Annotated in this window: 15 protein-coding genes; 2 read left to right on the top strand and 13 right to left on the bottom strand. The window is 73.8% G+C overall.

The features are described 5' to 3' along the window. Positions 1 to 280: 280 nt before the first annotated feature. Together Q0795_RS12480 and Q0795_RS12475 are read right to left on the bottom strand one after the other, a co-directional pair. Entirely contained in the window at positions 281 to 1,534 is a 1,254-nt protein-coding gene (locus Q0795_RS12480; protein ID WP_298890077.1) for an alpha-amylase family protein, read from the bottom strand. 87 nt (positions 1,535 to 1,621) lie between these two features. After that, positions 1,622 to 2,215 (bottom strand): hypothetical protein, encoded by a 594-nt coding sequence (locus Q0795_RS12475; protein WP_298890075.1) that lies wholly within the window; start codon positions 2,213 to 2,215, stop codon positions 1,622 to 1,624. A gap of 123 nt (positions 2,216 to 2,338) precedes the next feature. Here Q0795_RS12475 and Q0795_RS12470 point away from each other — a divergent pair, with 123 nt between their 5' ends. Beyond that, positions 2,339 to 4,378: an NADPH-dependent 2,4-dienoyl-CoA reductase gene (locus tag Q0795_RS12470; protein WP_298890073.1), complete on the top strand. Its 2,040-nt coding sequence runs from the start codon at positions 2,339 to 2,341 to the stop codon at positions 4,376 to 4,378. A gap of 63 nt (positions 4,379 to 4,441) precedes the next feature. Here the strand turns inward: Q0795_RS12470 and Q0795_RS12465 are convergent, their stop codons facing one another. Both Q0795_RS12465 and Q0795_RS12460 read right to left on the bottom strand, forming a co-directional pair. Then, positions 4,442 to 5,083 (bottom strand): pyridoxamine 5'-phosphate oxidase family protein, encoded by a 642-nt coding sequence (locus Q0795_RS12465; RefSeq protein WP_298890071.1) that lies wholly within the window; start codon positions 5,081 to 5,083, stop codon positions 4,442 to 4,444. Between the two features lie 74 nt (positions 5,084 to 5,157). Then, positions 5,158 to 5,634 (bottom strand): hypothetical protein, encoded by a 477-nt coding sequence (locus tag Q0795_RS12460; protein WP_298890069.1) that lies wholly within the window; start codon positions 5,632 to 5,634, stop codon positions 5,158 to 5,160. A gap of 94 nt (positions 5,635 to 5,728) precedes the next feature. On the opposite strand from Q0795_RS12460, the gene Q0795_RS12455 reads away from it, so the two are divergent. Then, complete coding sequence (locus tag Q0795_RS12455; RefSeq protein ID WP_298890067.1) at positions 5,729 to 6,310, top strand: TetR/AcrR family transcriptional regulator; 582 nt, start codon at positions 5,729 to 5,731, stop codon at positions 6,308 to 6,310. A gap of 44 nt (positions 6,311 to 6,354) precedes the next feature. Here Q0795_RS12455 and Q0795_RS12450 read toward each other — a convergent pair whose 3' ends face one another. The 9 genes from Q0795_RS12450 to Q0795_RS12410 are packed head-to-tail and all read right to left on the bottom strand — an operon-like array spanning position 6,355 to position 16,303. Then, positions 6,355 to 7,011, bottom strand: coding sequence for a nucleoside/nucleotide kinase family protein (locus Q0795_RS12450; RefSeq protein ID WP_298890065.1), 657 nt, complete (start codon positions 7,009 to 7,011; stop codon positions 6,355 to 6,357). 47 nt (positions 7,012 to 7,058) lie between these two features. Then, positions 7,059 to 8,798 (bottom strand): DUF4157 domain-containing protein, encoded by a 1,740-nt coding sequence (locus Q0795_RS12445; protein WP_298890063.1) that lies wholly within the window; start codon positions 8,796 to 8,798, stop codon positions 7,059 to 7,061. Beyond that, the gene (locus Q0795_RS12440; protein ID WP_298890061.1) at positions 8,795 to 9,385 is read right to left on the bottom strand and encodes a hypothetical protein; all 591 of its coding nucleotides are present in this window, start codon (positions 9,383 to 9,385) and stop codon (positions 8,795 to 8,797) included. The genes Q0795_RS12445 and Q0795_RS12440 overlap by 4 nt, the downstream gene beginning before the upstream one ends. Then, positions 9,382 to 11,292 carry an ATP-binding protein gene (locus Q0795_RS12435; RefSeq protein ID WP_298890059.1) on the bottom strand — a complete coding sequence of 637 codons (1,911 nt, stop codon included), beginning with the start codon at positions 11,290 to 11,292 and terminating at the stop codon, positions 9,382 to 9,384. The genes Q0795_RS12440 and Q0795_RS12435 overlap by 4 nt, the downstream gene beginning before the upstream one ends. Then, positions 11,289 to 12,542 (bottom strand): DUF4255 domain-containing protein, encoded by a 1,254-nt coding sequence (locus Q0795_RS12430; protein WP_298890057.1) that lies wholly within the window; start codon positions 12,540 to 12,542, stop codon positions 11,289 to 11,291. The genes Q0795_RS12435 and Q0795_RS12430 overlap by 4 nt, the downstream gene beginning before the upstream one ends. Continuing rightward, a complete protein-coding gene (locus tag Q0795_RS12425) occupies positions 12,539 to 13,561 on the bottom strand; it encodes a hypothetical protein (protein ID WP_298890055.1) in 1,023 nt (340 codons plus the stop codon). The genes Q0795_RS12430 and Q0795_RS12425 overlap by 4 nt, the downstream gene beginning before the upstream one ends. Beyond that, a complete protein-coding gene (locus Q0795_RS12420) occupies positions 13,558 to 14,244 on the bottom strand; it encodes a hypothetical protein (protein WP_298890053.1) in 687 nt (228 codons plus the stop codon). The genes Q0795_RS12425 and Q0795_RS12420 overlap by 4 nt, the downstream gene beginning before the upstream one ends. Beyond that, the gene (locus tag Q0795_RS12415; RefSeq protein ID WP_298890051.1) at positions 14,241 to 14,762 is read right to left on the bottom strand and encodes a phage tail protein; all 522 of its coding nucleotides are present in this window, start codon (positions 14,760 to 14,762) and stop codon (positions 14,241 to 14,243) included. The genes Q0795_RS12420 and Q0795_RS12415 overlap by 4 nt, the downstream gene beginning before the upstream one ends. A gap of 8 nt (positions 14,763 to 14,770) precedes the next feature. Beyond that, positions 14,771 to 16,303, bottom strand: a complete 1,533-nt coding sequence (locus Q0795_RS12410) for a phage tail sheath subtilisin-like domain-containing protein (protein WP_298890050.1) — start codon at positions 16,301 to 16,303, stop codon at positions 14,771 to 14,773. Positions 16,304 to 16,498 lie beyond the last annotated feature (195 nt).

Here is a 16,498-nt window from a genome sequence, read left to right as displayed (position 1 = left end):
GGCGGGCCGGCGGGCCACCGGGCGGGCGTGCCGGCGGGCCACCGGGCGGGCGTGCCGGCGCGCCACCGGGCGGGCCGGCCGAGCACGCGGGGGGCCGTACCCACGGTTGGAAGCGCCTGAGCAGAGAAGCAGGCCTGACGCATGGGTAAGAACCCCTGCCTCGGGCATCTTTCTCTGCTCAGGCTGCCGACAGAAGCCCTAGGACATGCACAGAGTGCGCTCGACGTGCACAGACCCTGCCCGATCGAACCCGGCCGGCCACAGCACAGGTGCGGGTGGCTCAGCCCCCGGAGACCCAGCGGAAAGCCTCGCCGTCCGGCCCGGTGACGGCGACCGAGGCCGTGGGCGCGAGGGTGATCTCCACCCGGAGCCACTGGTCGTCGTCGCCACCGGAGGAGACGTAGGCCAGCTGCTCGTTGCTGCGGTCCTCGACCTGGGTACGGGCCCGGGCCAGCCACGGGTGACGGCGGCGCAGCCCGAGCAGCTCACGGTGCAGCGAGAGCATCCACGCCCCCTCCTCCCCGAGCTCGGCGGGCGTCGCCGGGAGCGCCGGCCGGATGGCGTCGTCCCCGCCGAGCCGCTCCTCCTTGAGCCCCCGGAAGGCGCGCTCGTCGCCGTAGTAGAGCGACGGCATACCCCCGACCGTCATGAGCACGGCCAGCCCGAGCGCCGCCCCGTCGTCGCCGACCTGGGTGGCGATGCGGGTGACGTCGTGGTTGCCGACGAAGGTCTGCGGCACGAACGAGCCGAGCAACGCGTCGTGCTCCTCCAGCGCGTGCGCCAGCTCCCAGCAGTTGGTGTCGGCGACCGAGCTCCAGAGGGCCTTCCACAGCATGTACTGGGTGACGGTGTCCACGCCGCTCGCCTCCACGAAAGCCGCGTAGTCGCCGTGGATGACCTCGCCCACGAAGAGCGCGTCGGGGAACTCCTCGCGGACCCGGTCGGTGACGCGTGCCCAGAAGTCGGTGGGCACGGCATACGCCACGTCGAGGCGCCACCCGGCGATCCCGCGCCGCAGCCAGCGCAGCATGACGTCGACGACCAGGTCCTCCACCCCGGGGTGGCCGTGGTCGAGCTCGACGAGCCCCTCGTGGCCCTCCCAGGACGCCGGGCGGCCGTCCTCCCCCAGCTTGAGCAGGGAGGAGGCCTGCGGGTCGCGCACCATCGGGTGGTCGGCACCGACGTGGTTGAAGACGCCGTCGAGCAGCACCGACAGCCCCCGCTCGCCGCACTGCTGCAGCAGGCTGTCCAGATCGGCCTCGTCGCCCAGCCGGGGGTCGATCCGGGTGTGGTCGAGGGTGTCGTAGCCATGGCTGCGGGAGGCGAAGACCGGGCCGAGCAGGACCCCTGAGCAGCCGAGCTCGACGGCGTGGTCGAGCCAGGCCTCGAGCCGCGGCAACCGGTGCTCGACGGCGGCGTCGGCGGGGTCACCCTCCAGGACGGCCGGCGCGCCCACGGCGCCGAGGGGGTAGACGTGCCACCAGATGGCGTGGTCCAGCAGGCGGTCGGCACCGGGGGCGGGGGGACGCGACATGGGTCCAGTGTCCCAGTTCGTGCCGTGAGCCGCCCAGCAGCCGGTGCAGCCCGGCGGGGCCCGGGACTGCCGGACCCCGCCGGGGCGTCACCACCGGTGGGCGACGTCGACCACCAGTCGCTGACCGGCCCCGGGGCCGTCGAGGACGAAGACCCGCATCGGCAGCCGGGCGCGCACGCCCAGGCCGATCGAGGTCTGCCCCTCGAAGCTGCCGCCCAGGCGCACCTGGCGCAGCGTGCGGTAGCCCGCGGTGCCCACCAGCTCGGCCGGGTTCGCCGGGTCGTAGACCGCGTCGCCGTCGTCGTCGTAAGCCGGGTTGCCGACCAGGACCTCGATCTTCGCACCGCCGCGCAGGGAGAGCGCCTGCCCGCTGCCCGGGGCGCGGTAGGTGGTGACGTAGCGGACGGCATACTCCCCGGCGTCGCCGGAGACGTCGACGACGACCCGGTCGAAGCAGGTGTGCCGGCCGGACCGGACATTCGTGATCGGGGCCTGCGCGGTGTCGTAGCCGGTCACCTTGGGCAGCGAGCCCCAGGTGATGCCGCAGTAGGGGGCGGCGTGCGCGGCCGGGGCGACCGCGGCCACCGGGGTGAGCGCACCGACGGCCAGCAGGGCGCCCGCGAGCAGCGTGCGCGGGGTGGCGCGCAGCGGGGCGCGGGGGGTGGTGCGGGTGGTGCTCATGGCGACCTCCTTGTCGGGTGACGTGTGCGTGCACGTCCACCCCTCAGAGCACGGGGAGCCCAGCCAGATACCGTCCCCGGCGCAGCGTCAGGTCGCCCGTCGGCCCCTGGCTACCCTGTCCTCATGCCCGGCCCCAGCGCGTACCCGCACCTGCTGAGCCCCGTCCGCCTCGGCCACCTCACGCTGCGCAACCGCGTCGTCATGGGCTCGATGCACACCAAGCTCGAGGACCGCGCCCGCGACACCGACAAGCTGGCCGCCTTCTTCGCCGAGCGCGCCCGCGGCGGGGTGGGGCTCATGGTGACCGGAGGGTATGCCCCGGGCTGGCGCGGGTGGCTGCTGCCGTTCGGCTCGAGCATGGTCCGGTCGGCGCAGGCCCGGCGGCACCGCACGGTCACCGACGCGGTGCACGGGCACGACGGCCGCATCCTGCTGCAGCTGCTGCACGCGGGGCGCTACGCCTACCACCCGTTCGCCCAGGGCGCGTCCGCGAAGAAGTCGCCGATCACGCCGTTCCGCCCCTCCGCCCTGTCCACCCGTCAGGTGGAGCGCACGGTCGAGGACTTCGCCCGCTCGGCCCGGCTCGCGCAGGAGGCGGGCTACGACGGGGTGGAGATCATGGGCTCCGAGGGCTACCTCGTCAACCAGATGCTCGCCGCGCGGACCAACGACCGGAGCGACGCCTGGGGCGGGTCGGCCCGGGCCCGCATGCGCTTCCCGGTCGAGATCGTGCGGCGGACGCGGGAGCTGGTCGGCGAGGACTTCGTCGTGCAGTACCGCATGAGCCTGCTCGACCTCGTCCCCGACGGGCAGGACTGGGCCGAGACGGTCGACCTCGCGCACGCGCTGGAGGAGGCCGGCGTGACGTGCATCAACACCGGCATCGGCTGGCACGAGTCGCGCGTCCCCACCATCGTCACCTCCGTGCCGAGGGCGGCCTTCACCTGGGTGACGGCGCGGCTGCGGGCGGAGATCGGCATACCGGTCGTCGCGTCGAACCGGATCAACCGGCCCGAGGTCGCCGAGCAGGTCATCGCCGACGGCGAGGCCGACCTGGTGTCGATGGCCCGGCCGCTGCTGGCCGACGCCGACTGGGTGCGCAAGGCAGAGGAGGGGCGCAGCGCCGAGATCATCCCGTGCATCGCCTGCAACCAGGCCTGCCTGGACCACACCTTCGCCAACCGGCGCGCGACCTGCATCCTCAACCCGCGGTCGGCGCACGAGACCGAGCTGGTGCTGGCGCCGACGCGCCGGGTCAGGAAGGTCGCGGTGGTGGGCGCCGGGCCGGCCGGGCTGGCGGCCGCGGTCGAGCTCGCCGGGCGCGGCCACCGGGTCGAGCTCTTCGAGGCGCAGGACCATGTCGGCGGGCAGTTCCGGCTGGCCGCGCAGATCCCGGGCAAGGAGGAGTTCCGCGAGGCGCTCGCCTACTACGAGCACCTGCTCGGGGTGCGCGGTGTCACGACGCACCTGGGGGTGCGGGTCACCCCGGAGCGGCTGACCGGATTCGAGGAGGTGGTGGTCGCGACCGGCGTCGTGCCGCGGGTGCCCGACATCCCGGGGGTGGACCACCCGAGCGTCCTGAGCTACCCCGAGGCGATCCGCGACCCGGGCCGGGTCGGCGCACGGGTGGCGGTCGTCGGGGCCGGCGGCATCGGCTTCGACGTCAGCAGCGCCCTGCTGCACGAGCCCGACGAGACGCTGGCGCAGTGGCGTGGGCGCTGGGGGGTCGCCGACCCGTGGGAGGTCCGCGCCGGCCTGGGGGAGAAGCGGCAGCCACCGGCCCGGCGCGAGGTGCACCTGGTGCAGCGCAAGACCTCCCGGCACGGCGCCGGGCTGGGGAAGACCACCGGGTGGGTCCACCGCACCGAGCTCGCCGACGCCGGGGTGCGCCTCGTCGGCGGCGCGCAGTACGTCCGGATCGACGACGACGGGCTGCACCTCACCCTGCCGGTGGACGACGGGACGGAGGACGAGCGGGTGCCGCACGTCATACCGGTCGACACGGTGGTGCTCTGCGCCGGACAGGAGTCGGTGACCGGGCTCGTCGAGCCGGTGCGCGCGCTCGGGGTGCCGGTGCACGTCATCGGCGGGGCCGACGTGGCCGCCGAGCTCGACGCCGAGCGGGCGATCCGGCAGGCGACCGAGCTCGCCGCGCGCCTCTGAGGGGGGCCCGGGCCGGGCGGGGTCGTCGGCCGGGGTCGGCAGGGCGTCCGGCTCGCCCCCGGCTCACCTCGGGGGCGGGTATGCCGCGCGCGTCGCGACCACGGAGCCCGGCACGGGGGCGGTCGTGCCCGGGGTCGGCTCCGGGGGCCCCGCCGTCAGCGCCAGCGGGACGACCCCCGTCCAGACGGCCGGGTCCTCGCTGGGCCCGGCGCCGCCGGTGCGGGCCTTGAGCAGCCAGGAGCCCTCGACGATCGGGAGCGCCAGGCAGGCGGTGGCCCGCAGCTCCTTGCCGGTGCTGGCCCGGACCTCCGAGGTCCGCCCGGGCAGCAGCCGGTCGGTCAGCCGCTCCAGCGCCCGGCGCGACTCCTCGGGACCGAGCTCCACCGGGTGCCCGCGCAGCACCGCGCTGCGGTAGTTCGCCGAGGAGTCGAAGGCGGTCTCGGCCACGACCAGCCCGTCCAGCGCGACGACGGTGAGGGTCACCGGGACGCCGGCAGCGACGTGGCGCAGCGCTCCGGCGCCGGTCGAGCCGTGCAGCAGGACCCGGTCGCCGTCCCGGGCGACGAGCAGCGGCACCGACCACGGCTCCCCGTCGACGACGGTGGACAGCACGCCCACCGGCATCGCGTCGAGCAGGTCGTCGAGGGCGGCGCGCTCGCCGAGGTAGCGGTCGGGCTTGCGGGTCGGGGTCGAGAGGTCCGGCATACCCTCATCCTGCCGCAGGGCCGGCCACCCGACAGGCGCCGGCACCCCGTCGCGCCGTGCGTCCCCGGCCCGCGCTAGGACGTCTCGAGCAGGTCCACACCGAGCACGGCGAGGGCCCCGAAGGCGACGCCCCAGAGGATGATCGACAGGACCTGCCACCCGATGACCCCCCGGGTGCTCGCCCCGAAGGCCACGAGCGCTCCCGAGGTGATCTGGCTCGGCAGCACGGTCTGCCCGAGCAGGCTCACGCCCGGGACGCCGAAGCGGTCGAGCATCCGGCGCAGCCGCTGCTTGCGCGGCGACATCTCCTCGATGGGCTGCACCCCGCGGCGCGCGCGCAGCCGGTCCGCCGACAGCACGACGAGCACCATCGAGAGCACGTTGCCGACCACGGCGGCCAGCACGGCCACGACCGGGTTCATCCCGGCGACGACGCCGATGACCGACCCGAAGTAGCTCTCGACGAACGGGATGGCGGCGGCGAGCATCACCCCCAGCCACTGGAGCAGGGCGGGCAGCCCGGCGGTGAAGTCCTGCAGGTTCTCGATCATGGTCTCCCCTTGATGGATGCGGTCGCGATAGTACGCTGTACTAACACGTAGATTAGCACGCTGTGCCAGTACGGCGTACCACCGAGGGAGAGCCATGAGCCAGGACCGTCGCGAGCAGATCGTGCAGGCCGCGCGCGAGGTCGTCGCCGAGGGGGGTCTCGAGGCGGTCAGCGTGCGCACCGTCGCGCGGCGTGCGGGGATCGGCGCCAGCACGCTGCGGCACTACTTCCCCACCCAGCGCGACCTCTACGAGGAGGTGCTGCGCCCGGCCCTCGAGCACGTGGTGTCCGATCTGCACGTCGAGGACCGTCAGCTGCCTCCGCGCGCCCGACTGCACGAGTGCCTCGTGCAGTTCATCCCTCGGGACTACCGGGACGCCGACACCCTCTCGCTGTGGCTGGCGTCCTACGCCGCCGCCGTGGGGCCGAACGCCAGCGAGTCCGAGAGCCGCACCCTGGAGTCCCTGGCCGCCCTCAGCCGCGAGCGCGTCGATGCCTGGCTGGCGGTCCTGGACGAGGAGGGCGTCCTGCTGCTGGAGCGAGGGGACGCGCTACGCCTCGTGCTCTCCGTGCTGGACGGCATCTGCCTCCAGCTCCTCACGCCCGGGGCCGTCGTCCTGCCCGAGCACGTCGAGCCCACGATCGCCCACGTCGTGGCCGCCATCGTCCGGGAGTGAGCCGCGACGGGCCTGGTCGGACCGCTCTGCGTGCGGGCCGGGCCTCAGTCGAGGTGCCAGGTGCCGTCCTCGGCGCACCGGACCACCCGGTCGGGGGCGTCGGAGCGCTCGCGGATGCGGCGCGCGTTGGCCTCGTCCACCCGCTCGACCCACGCCTCCGCCTGCTCCTGCGTCTTGCCGAACTCGACGTGTCGCGCGACCAGCTGGGTATGCCGTTGCTCCTCGTCGACCTCGACGCTCCACACCTCGGCGAGCCGGGCCCGCGCCGCGCGCCACCGCGCGTCGGGGTCGAGCAGGTAGTTGCCCTCGGTGACGACGAGCCGCGCCGTGGGCAGGACCACGAGCGCGGCGGCGATCGGCTGCTCGAGGGTGCGCTCGAAGCCGGGGGCGTAGACCGGGTCGGTGGTGTCCGCTCCCAGGCGGGCCAGCAGCGCGGCGTACCCCGGCGCGTCGAAGGTCTCGGGGGCACCCTTGCGGTCGGCCAGCCCGAGCCGCTCCAGCTGGACGTCGGCGAGGTGGAAGCCGTCCATCGGCACGTGCCCGACCCAGTCCGGCCCGTGCCGCTGCGCCAGTGCCGCGATGAGCTCGTCGGCGAAGGTCGACTTGCCCGACCCGGGCAGCCCGACGATGCCGAGCAGCCCCCTGCCCTCCTCGGGGACGAGGTCGGCGGCGAGGTCGAGCAGGTCGGGAGCGACTGTCATACGCCTCACTCTGGCAGATGAGGTCGATCGGGTCCGGAGCAAGCGCCCTACAGGCTGCGCCGCACCTCGTCGATGGCATCCATCAGCGCCCCCAGGGTCTCGTCCGACAGCATGCCGGGGTTCTCTCGATGGACCCGGAGGTAGGCCTCCTCCAGGATGTCCACGAGCTCGTGCTTGGTGAGGAACTCCAGCCGCCGCAGCATGCCGCGGACACCTTCGCGCTGCACCATCTGGAAGCCGAACTCGCGGAACTCGTCGACCCTGGCCATCCGGGCGGCCACCCGGTCCGGGACCAACATCTCGTCGAGCACGTCGTTGAGCAGTCGGTGCAGCCGCGCGTGCACGATCCGGTCCAGGTCGACGAGGGTCTGCGGGAAGATCTCGTCCACGATCTGCCGGAAGCCTTGCCCCGCGGACTGGGTCAGGGTGCTGGCCGGTCGCCCGGTGCGACGGCTCGAGATCGCCCGCAGCAGGTAGACGAAGACGGTGTGGTGGCGCTCCAACCAGTCCGAGCGCGCCAGCCCGCTCTGGATCAGCTCGTCAGCGAGGTCGACCGCCTCATCGGCCGTGTGCCCGGCCCAGTCCGAGATGCTTCGTCCGCCGCCGGAGAGCAGGTCGTATTCAGCGCGGTCGGGGCGCATCGAGGACATCATCGCCAGCGGAGGTCCCCCAGCGGTCTGCAGGGCCTGGCCCGGTGCCGAGAGCGCCTCGTCCACCACCCGCAGCCCGGAGTCGATCATCTCCTGGACCGTCCTGTAGGCCTCGTCCAGCCTGGCCTGCGACTCGCGAGCGACCTGCTGCAGCCGACGGGGCAGCGGCCCCAGCTGATCGAGGAGAAAGCCGGGCACCCTGCTGATGGCACCCAGCACGCGATCGACCTTCTGCCGCCAGGCACGCTGCCCGCTGCGAACCCACCCGCGCCAGTTCCGCCGGATGTACCGGGCGAAACCGGCCAGCGACGCGGACCCGGAGCCGAGCGCGCGACGGGCGAGGGCGAGCAGCTCGTCCGCGTGCCGCAGCGCGCTGCGGCCACCCGCGATGAGCAGCTTGCTGGCGCCCTTGATCGCGCTGCCGACCTCCGGGATCAGCCCGATCAGCGTGAAGGCCAGGCCGACCCACCGCATCGGTCGTGCCACCTCGCCGTCCCGTGAACCGAGGTACCACAGGTGGGCAGACAGGTCCCGAGCATCGGAGACCTGGTCGAGGACCGGGATCAGGCTCACCCCCAGGTCCACCCCGATCTCGGCGAAGGACGGGTCCTCGTTGAACTCCCCCATGAGGCCGCCGCCGATGGCCTCCAGCACGCTCATGATCGAGTCCGCCCACGTGTCGTCGTCGTCCAGGCCCAGGACGGCCGGCCCGGCTGCGGTGCTGGGGAGGCGGCTGACCCCGGCGCCCTCGGCGGCGTGCGCCTGCGCCTCACGCTGCGCCGACGCTCGCGCCGGTATGTGGCTGCCCGGCCCACTGCCCGGGGCCGCCCCCGACGCGTGCTCGGCCTCGTGCCGCAGCAACCGGACGCCCGCCGCGGTGCCCGGGGCCGGCGCGTGCGCGCCGAGGTAGATGTGGCGCCCTACGGTGAAGGCCCGCGCTGACATCCGCCACGCGACATCCTGGCCGACGGGGTCGGAGTGGACCGCGATGCCACCGATGTCGGGTCGCGCGGCCGTCTCGGGCAGCAGGACGCTCAGCGGCCGACCGCCGGCCCGGGGGAGGCGCTGCCACGTCTCGTGCAGCGACTCCCGGTGACGGGAGGGGTCGCTCACGGCGGCTGCGCGGGCGGGTGTCATCGGGCTCGCGCCTCGGTCAGCACCTCCGCGACCCCCCCGGGCGGCAGCGGTCGGGTGAGCCGTTCGGCGGGCACCAGGAGCGGGTCGGTGCTGGACATGTCGACCACCCTTTCGCAGGTCAGGGGACGGGTATGAGGTTGCGGGGCGGGAAAGCCACCCGGGATACCTGGCCCGGCCACCGTTCCCGCCGTCCCGGGTTCACTGGTCGAGCCCAGCCCGATGGCCAGTCCCGCGCGGGTCGCCACTGCCACTGTCAGGTGGCCGGCCACGTTCTCCAGCTCGGCATGGGTCTGGGCCATCAGCATGTCGCGACCGACCACGTCCCCCGTGGTGCCGACGCCCCCGACACCGTCGCGCTCGGTCCTGGCACCAGGATCGCGGTGGTGAGCACTGCGCTCGGCCGCCAGCTCCTCGGACGCGGAGGCAGGGGCGGGCACCCGGTGGCCCGGGCCGCTGCCCGGTGGGCGCCGGACGGTGGGGACCACGTCGGAGATCGCGCGGCCGCCGCTGCGTGGCAAGGCCGACCATGCCTGGGCGCTGGCGCGCGCATCGACGGGGTTGCTGCGAGGGACCGCGACTCTGCTCATCGCCGCTCCCGGGGCGCGGTGCGACCGCTCTTGCCGAGCTCGACGCGAGCCGCCTCGCGCAGGTGGTGCGTCTGCACCGGCTCCCCCGCGTCGGCGGCACGGTAGGCAGCACGCAACGCCGCGGCGGCGATGTCACCGCCGCTCAGGTCCAGGGCGGCGAGCCGGTCCAGGTCGAGGACGCCGCGCGGCATGTCCTCGGGCAGGCTCACCTCCCACAACCGTCGCCGGGCTGCGGCGTCGGGGTAGGGAAAGGTGATGACGGTCGAGAGACGTCGGGTGAAGGCGCGGTCCAGGTGGCTGCGGGCGTTCGTCGTGAGGATGGCCAGGCCGGTGAAGGCCTCGAGCCGCTGCAGCAGATAGCCGACCTCGAGGTTGGCGTACCGGTCGTGGCTGTCCTTGACCTCGGAGCGCTTGCCGAAGAGGGTGTCGGCCTCGTCGAAGAGCAGCACCATGCCGCCGTCCTCGGCGGCGTCGAAGAGCGCCCCGAGGTGCTTCTCCGTCTCGCCGATGTACTTGTCGACGACCTGGCTCAGGTCGACCTGCGCCAGGTCCAGGCCGACCTCGTGGGCGATGACCTCGGCAGCGAGGGACTTGCCGGTGCCGCTGGGGCCGGCGAAGAGGGCCGTGGTGCCCAGACCGCGCCCGCGCCGACCGAAGCCCCACTCCTCCAGCACCGTGCCTCGGTGGCGCAACGACGCCACCAGGTCGCTGATCTGGTCGCGGACGACGTCCGGCAGGACCAGGTCGTCCCACCCCTGCTGCGGCGTCCGCACCGTGGCCAGGGCACCCACCTGGTGCCGGTGCCGGCGGCGGCAGGCGCTGCGCAGCGTCATCCCCAGAGCCACGTCGTGCGCCGCGTCCATGACGCTGTCCACGGACAGGTCGTGGGACCCGGCGACCGCGTCGATCTCGGCCCGGTCGGCGCGGGCACCCACGGCCTGCAGCGCCGCCTGCCAGAGCCAGCTGCGTTCGGCGAGGCCGCTCCTCGGAACGGTCAGCGACGGCATCTGCGCAGGCGCACGGCCGGAGCCGAGGACGACGACCGTCGGTGCGTCCGAGGCAGCGAGCCCTCGTCCGATGGTCGCGAGGTGCTCCTGGTCGGTATCGGTGGCGTCGATGATCCAGGCCCACTGGCTCAGCACCGTCTGCCGGGTCATGGCGCGCCGTACCTCGGCGAAGCCCGGCCCGTCGAGCGGCAGGTCGACGGCCGCGACGCGACGTGGCGCCAGTCCCGCCATCCGGGCCGCAGCCGTTCCGACGAGGTGCGCGTTGGCCTGCTGCGGACCGTTCAGCCCGACGGCACGCCCGGCGTCCCAGGCCTCGATGACGGCATGGGCGACCTCTCGCAGGGACGGGGGCACCAGGACGACGGGTTCGACCGGGACGCTGAGCGTGGTGAGGTCGGCGTCCGGGGCGTCCACGCCGACGAGGTAGTGCAGCACGCACTCGGCGAGGCGGACCGGGCTGTCCAACGGCGCGCTCGCATCGACGCCCTCCAGGAGCCGCCAGTGCCGCAGCGGCGACTGCGGGAGCACGGCGTCCCAGTGCGGGTCCGGCAGGACCGCGAGCGCGGTGGACAGGGAGGGCCGCTGGCCCCCGAGCACCGATGACAGGTCCGCGCTGAAGGACCCCACCAGATCCGGGGCGGCGGCGAGAACCACCGCAGCCCGCTCGAAGCGGGACAGCCCGAAACCGGTCTCGATGTCGTCCAGCGGGCGCGGCCCCGGATAGGCCTCGCACAGCGTCGCCAGGGTCTGCTCGGCCTCGTCGGTGTCCTCGTCGAGGATCCGCCGCCGCAGCACCTCGATCTCGGCCCGGATCAGCTCCGTGGCGGTGGCCCTCGCCTCGGGCCCGAGGGGCCGGGAGCCGCTCGCGTAGGCGGGTGTCGTGGCGTCGGTGAGGCTCATGGCACGGTCACGGCCGGGCCGTCGTAGGTATCTCCCACCATGGTGGGGATGGAGATGACCCCGTCGACCTCGACGCGGACCAGCCAGGTGCCGGGGCCCAGGTGGACCGCCGGGACGGTCAGCTCGGTGACGGGAGCGACCCCCTCGGCGACCGGGGGGAAGGTGATGGCCAGGTGGTCGGGGTCGCCGGGAGTTCCGCCGCTCAGCCGCCCTACGGTCAGGGTGGCCCGTTGGCCGGGGCGCAGCGCCGGGCTGACCGGGACCGAGACGTCTGTGCCCGCCATTGTGGGGATGCCGACCGTGGGTGTGATCGGCCAGGCCAGCGCGTTGGAGCGTTGCTCTACCCGCTCCGGCTCCCCGGTCATGGCGTCGGCGGGGCTGACCTCGATGACCCGCAGCGCGTGGATGCCGCTGCGGACGGTGTCCGGCACCGTCGCCACCAGCTCGGTGGTGGTGGAGTCGGTGGCGTCCGGGGCGATGCGGTCCTCACCGAGGGTGATGGCCGTGCCGGGCCCCAGCAGGCCGGCGCCCCGCAGTCGGAGCCGGGCGCCGACGACACTGGGGCCACCGCCCTCGATCTCGGCGCTGACCAGCTCGACGCGCCGGGTCGGCGCGACGCCGAGCGAACGGGTCCGCACCGGCGCCGACGGGCGTGGCGCGACCGGGGCCTCCATGAGGACGGCCGTGACGGCATACCCGAGGGAGAGGAGGTAGGGCGTGCCGAAGCTGCCCCACAACGTCGAGACCTCCTCCAGGCTCAGGGGAGCCAGCGAGACCTTCACGAGCTCGCGCTGGTCAGCCAGGTCGGCGGCGGTGAGGAACGCGGTGTCGTCGATGCCGTACTTGGCCATCGCCGCCTCGATGACCTCTCGGGTGAAGACCGGGGTCGCGGCCAGCGCCAGGCTGGCCCGGGCGAGCAGACGCTGCGGCTCGAGCACGGCGTCGTCGCCGTAGGCGGTGACCAGGTAGTGCAGGTCGAGAGCCGCGACGGGACGCCGGGCGAGACTGCCGTCCGAACGTCGGGTGGGCAGGTCCTGCAGGTTCCCGGCGTGGTTCGGGGTCACCTGGTAGAGGTAGACGTTGAGTCCGCTGGCCCCGTCGCCGATGGTGTCGACATCACTGAGCTGCGCCGGACGGTAGGTCGTGACGTCGGCCGCCCCGACCGGCCCCGGCTCGGGGACACCCAGGCTCTCGTGCACGACGTGGCGCAGCGTCGTGGTGACGGCAGCGATGGCCAGGCTGTTGCTCACCGCCGCCACCGGTCCCGCTGCCGCGCGAGATAGGCGTCGTGGGTCGCGGCCCCGGTCGCCGGCCCGGTCGCCGCTGCGGCCGCTGGTGCGGGCAGAGCCCCGGAGGCCCGTGCCCCTCCTCGCTCCGGGTGGATGACCTGCACCCGGTCGACGTGGAGATGGACCTCCTCGTGGGCCGGCACGTCGATGTCGTCGACGCCGACGGCGAGGCGGCCGTCGCGTCGCGGCGCCGGGGTTCGGCCGGGGGCGCTGGGCACCGCGACCACCTGCCGCGCCTCGCGGTCGTCCAGCACCCCCCGCTCCCGCAGCACTGGCACGACATGCTCCAGCACCAGGGTCTCGGCTGCCAGGTGCCGGGTACGGGGCCGGTCCGGCAGGGGCTGCGGGGGCGTCGGTGCGACGATCGGGGCCGGGCCGTCGAGCGGGGGCGGTGCGGCGACGAGCGGGGCGCGACCGTCGAGCGGGGTCGAGCGGTCTCGCTCGTCGCCCTGGGCCGCCCTGACCCTGGGGTGCCCGGGCAGGATCGACGGCTGCTCAGGCCGGGCGGATGGCTCGAGGACCTCCATGTCGAGATCGGTGGAGGACGCCCTCAGGTGCGCTCGGGAGCCGGCCTGCGAGCGCGACCCTGCGGGTGTGGTCGGGGTCGAGGGGACGGCATCCACCTCAGACGGGACCGCGCCGACCACGTCGTCGGCCCCGCTCACCGAGGACCCCGGATCCGCCGGGAGAGACACCGGCGGATGCGGCGTCGGTGCCGGGTCCTCGGGCGTGGCGGCCTGCTCGCCGAGCCCCCGGACCGCGGCCTGATCCGGCGCGGCCAGCACGGGGCCGCGCGGGCTGACCGTGCGCTCCGCAGGGTCTGACACCGACCCCTGCGGCTCGGTCACCCCGATCTCTCGCCTGCCCTCCCACGGCGTCGAGACGAGGGCGGCGGACTCGAAGGCGGTGGTCCGGCGCAGCGTCAGCCGCGGGCCGGGGTCGGTCGCCCGTGCCGTCAGGCGGGCGAAGATGTCGCTCATCGCCGGCGCCCGCGGGCCATCGAGAGATAGGCCGCGCGACGAGCGGGAGAGAGGCGGAGGATGTCCGCCTCCCGCCACCCGTAGGCGGCGGCGAGGCCGGCGACGTCCCGCAGCAGCTGCGCCGCGTCCATGGCCACCTGGTCCGCGAGCAGCGCGACGGGGTCCACGTCGACCGAGGAGCTCCCGCCGCAGTCCGGGCAGTCGACGCGCACCGACAGCGCGGCGGCGCCGCACAGATCTTCGGCCACCGCCAGCAGGGCCGCCCGCTCGTGCTCGGTCACCCCGTCGTCGAGCTGGACGCAGGACGCCCGCAGAGACGCATCCGGGTCATCGGTGGTCAGCGCTGCTGCCACGTCGCGCGTGGTGGGTGAGCGGACGGTGCGACCGCCCACGGTGCTGGCGGCCGGTAGCGCGCTGGCGTGCTCGTCCAGCTGGCGCAGCGGGAGGAGAACCTCCAGACGAGCGCCGCACGACGGGCAGGCAGCGAGGGTGTCGAGGTGGTCCCCACACCGCTGGCGGAGCTGACGGAGGGCCATCGCCGCGGCTGCCGCCAGCGGAAGGTCGCAGGCCGCTGCGAGGCTGGGAGCCTCGCCGCCAGCATGCAGCAGGGCGGCGCCGGCCAGCACCGGGGAAGCGCCGGCCAGAGCTTCCCAGAGGACGAGCGTGTCCGCCGATCCGGTCACGGCTCGGTGAAGGTCGGCTCGGTCGGTTCGGTGACGGCGTAGTCCCGCTCCCAGCCCTCGTTCTCGAGCTTGATGGAGGAGATCGCCACCCCGTTGCCGTTGGCGTCCAGCTCGGGAAGCGGCTGGTACTCCGAGACCCAGCACCGGAAGACCATGTAGGAGATGACCACCTGACCGGCCTCGTTGTAGACCTCGATGATGAGATCCTTGCGGAAGTCCGCCAGCGAGGTCTCCGTGCCCAGTCCCGAGCCGAAGTTCCACACCTTGTTGGCCCACTGCTCGAAGTCCTGGTCGTGGGTGACCCCGCGCTCCAGGGTGATCGCCTCGAACTCGCTGCGTCCGGGCGACTTCCGGCTGCTCGAGGGGTCGCCCCCGGCACGGTGCTTGACCACCTCGGTGGTCCGCTTGAGCGCGCCCACCTTGCTCACCCCCGCGACGTACCGGCCGTCCCACTTCACCCGGAACTTGAAGTTCTTGTAGGGGTCGAATCGGGTCGCGTTGACCGAGAACTCAGCCATGGTTCCTCCTAGGACGCCGCGCTGGCGGTCTGTTGCTGGATCGAGATGACGACGAACTCAGCCGGCTTGAGCGGTGCGAAGCCCACCTCGATGTTCACGACGCCGCGGTCGATGTCGTACTGCGTGGTGGTCTCGGAGTCGCAGCGGACGCTGTAGGCCTCGGCCGGGCTGCTCCCCTGGAAGGCCCCCTGCCGGAAGAGGTCCTGCATGAAGGCACCCAGGGAGAGCCGGATCTGCGCCCACAGTGGCTCGTCGTTGGGCTCGAAGACGACCCACTGGGTGCCGCGGAAGAGACTCTCCTCCAGGTAGAGCGCGAGCCGCCGCACCGGGACGTACTTGTACTCGTCGGAGAGCACGTCGGCGCCGCGGAGGGTTCGAGCTCCCCAGGCGACCGGTCCGACCCCGCGGAAGGTGCGCAGCGCGTTGACGCCTGCCTGGTTGAGCGGTCCGTTCTCGTGATCGGTGAGATCCGCCGCGAGGTCGACGACCCCGGTGAGGCCGGCCTCCAGCCCGGCCGGGGCCTTCCAGACGCCGCGGCTGGCGTCCGTGCGGGCCATCAGCCCCGCCACCCCACCGCTGGGGGCGAAGGTGTCGATGCTGCCGCCGCGCAACGGGTCCGGGCGTCGCACCCGGGGGAAGTAGACCCCCGCGTTGCGGGCAGCGAGCCCGGTCAGACCCACGCTGCTCGCCCAGCCTGGCGCCGCGCCGGTGGTGAGCGTGCCCGGCGGGTCGACCACGAGGAAGGCCCGACGCCGGACCGCGTAGGCCATGGCCTCGGGCCAGACGCTGGCCGGCAGGTCCCCGGTGGGCGTCGGCGGCGGGATCACGATGAGGTTGACCAGGTCCGTGTGGTCCAGCGCGAAGAGGCCGCGCTTGGCGTCGGCGAACCCGGCCCCGATGTAGTCGTCGGCGTCGAGCGCACCCCCGTCGGAGCCTTCGTCAGCCAGGGCCACGGTGGTCGTGCCGGGCCCGGGTCGAGCCGCCGGGAGGGCACCGACGACCGAGACCAGCAGCGAGGACTCCAGCACCCGGTCGAGTCGTCGCGGGCCGTCCACGACGGTGACGCTGCGATACGTCTCGGTCGCGCCGCCATCGGTCACCGACAGGGTGAAGAGGTCACCGCCGGTCACCCCACCGCCCTGACCAGCAGCGATGTCGTCCGCGTCCGCAGTGGTCGGATGCTCCACCGCCACCGCCAGATCGTTGCCCCAGGCTCCCGGGCCGGTGGCCTCCAGCGTGATCCCGCCGACGGCCAGTCGTGCGGTGTCCGCGTCCGGGTGCGCGATCCGGACCACCACAGCCTGACCACCGCCGCCGAGGAAGAAGTCACGGACGGCATACCCCAGGCCGCTCTGGCGCCAGAGCCCTCCGAAGTGGCGCTCGAAGTCCCCGACGCTGCTCAGCGCGAGCGGGGTGTCGACGGGTCCGCGGGCGGCCGACCCGACGAATGCGGTGATCGATGTCGCGACGCCGCTGACGGTGCGGCCGCCGCCGGGGACCTCGGTGATGTAGACACCGGGGTACGTCGGGGTGATGGTCATGACGGGACTCCTTCGCCGGGCGCAGTCCTGTCGGACGATGGACCTGGCCCGTCACCGGGACGTCACTGCCGTGTCACCGTGCCCCGTCCGGCGCCGCACCACGGTCCCGGCGGTGGCGTGACGCACCGGTGATGGACCCGTGACGCCCGTCCCGGATCGTCGCTGGCGAGCTCACGAGAAGTCCGGAACCGCCGG

This window comes from uncultured Serinicoccus sp. (assembly GCF_947487915.1).
Lineage (GTDB): Bacteria > Actinomycetota > Actinomycetes > Actinomycetales > Dermatophilaceae > Ornithinicoccus.
The sequence above is the reverse complement of the archived record's forward strand: the minus strand, read 5'-3'. Positions and strand labels throughout refer to the sequence as shown.

Bases quoted from the DNA above. Each gene is read 5' to 3' on its own strand.
- Q0795_RS12480 (WP_298890077.1), bottom strand. From the start codon at position 1,534: ATGTCGCGTCCCCCCGCCCCCGGTGCCGACCGCCTGCTGGACCACGCC.
- Q0795_RS12475 (WP_298890075.1), bottom strand. From the start codon at position 2,215: ATGAGCACCACCCGCACCACCCCCCGCGCCCCGCTGCGCGCCACCCCG.
- Q0795_RS12470 (WP_298890073.1), top strand. From the start codon at position 2,339: ATGCCCGGCCCCAGCGCGTACCCGCACCTGCTGAGCCCCGTCCGCCTC.
- Q0795_RS12465 (WP_298890071.1), bottom strand. From the start codon at position 5,083: ATGCCGGACCTCTCGACCCCGACCCGCAAGCCCGACCGCTACCTCGGC.
- Q0795_RS12460 (WP_298890069.1), bottom strand. From the start codon at position 5,634: ATGATCGAGAACCTGCAGGACTTCACCGCCGGGCTGCCCGCCCTGCTC.
- Q0795_RS12455 (WP_298890067.1), top strand. From the start codon at position 5,729: ATGAGCCAGGACCGTCGCGAGCAGATCGTGCAGGCCGCGCGCGAGGTC.
- Q0795_RS12450 (WP_298890065.1), bottom strand. From the start codon at position 7,011: ATGACAGTCGCTCCCGACCTGCTCGACCTCGCCGCCGACCTCGTCCCC.
- Q0795_RS12445 (WP_298890063.1), bottom strand. From the start codon at position 8,798: ATGACACCCGCCCGCGCAGCCGCCGTGAGCGACCCCTCCCGTCACCGG.
- Q0795_RS12440 (WP_298890061.1), bottom strand. From the start codon at position 9,385: ATGAGCAGAGTCGCGGTCCCTCGCAGCAACCCCGTCGATGCGCGCGCC.
- Q0795_RS12435 (WP_298890059.1), bottom strand. From the start codon at position 11,292: ATGAGCCTCACCGACGCCACGACACCCGCCTACGCGAGCGGCTCCCGG.
- Q0795_RS12425 (WP_298890055.1), bottom strand. From the start codon at position 13,561: ATGAGCGACATCTTCGCCCGCCTGACGGCACGGGCGACCGACCCCGGC.
- Q0795_RS12415 (WP_298890051.1), bottom strand. From the start codon at position 14,762: ATGGCTGAGTTCTCGGTCAACGCGACCCGATTCGACCCCTACAAGAAC.
- Q0795_RS12410 (WP_298890050.1), bottom strand. From the start codon at position 16,303: ATGACCATCACCCCGACGTACCCCGGTGTCTACATCACCGAGGTCCCC.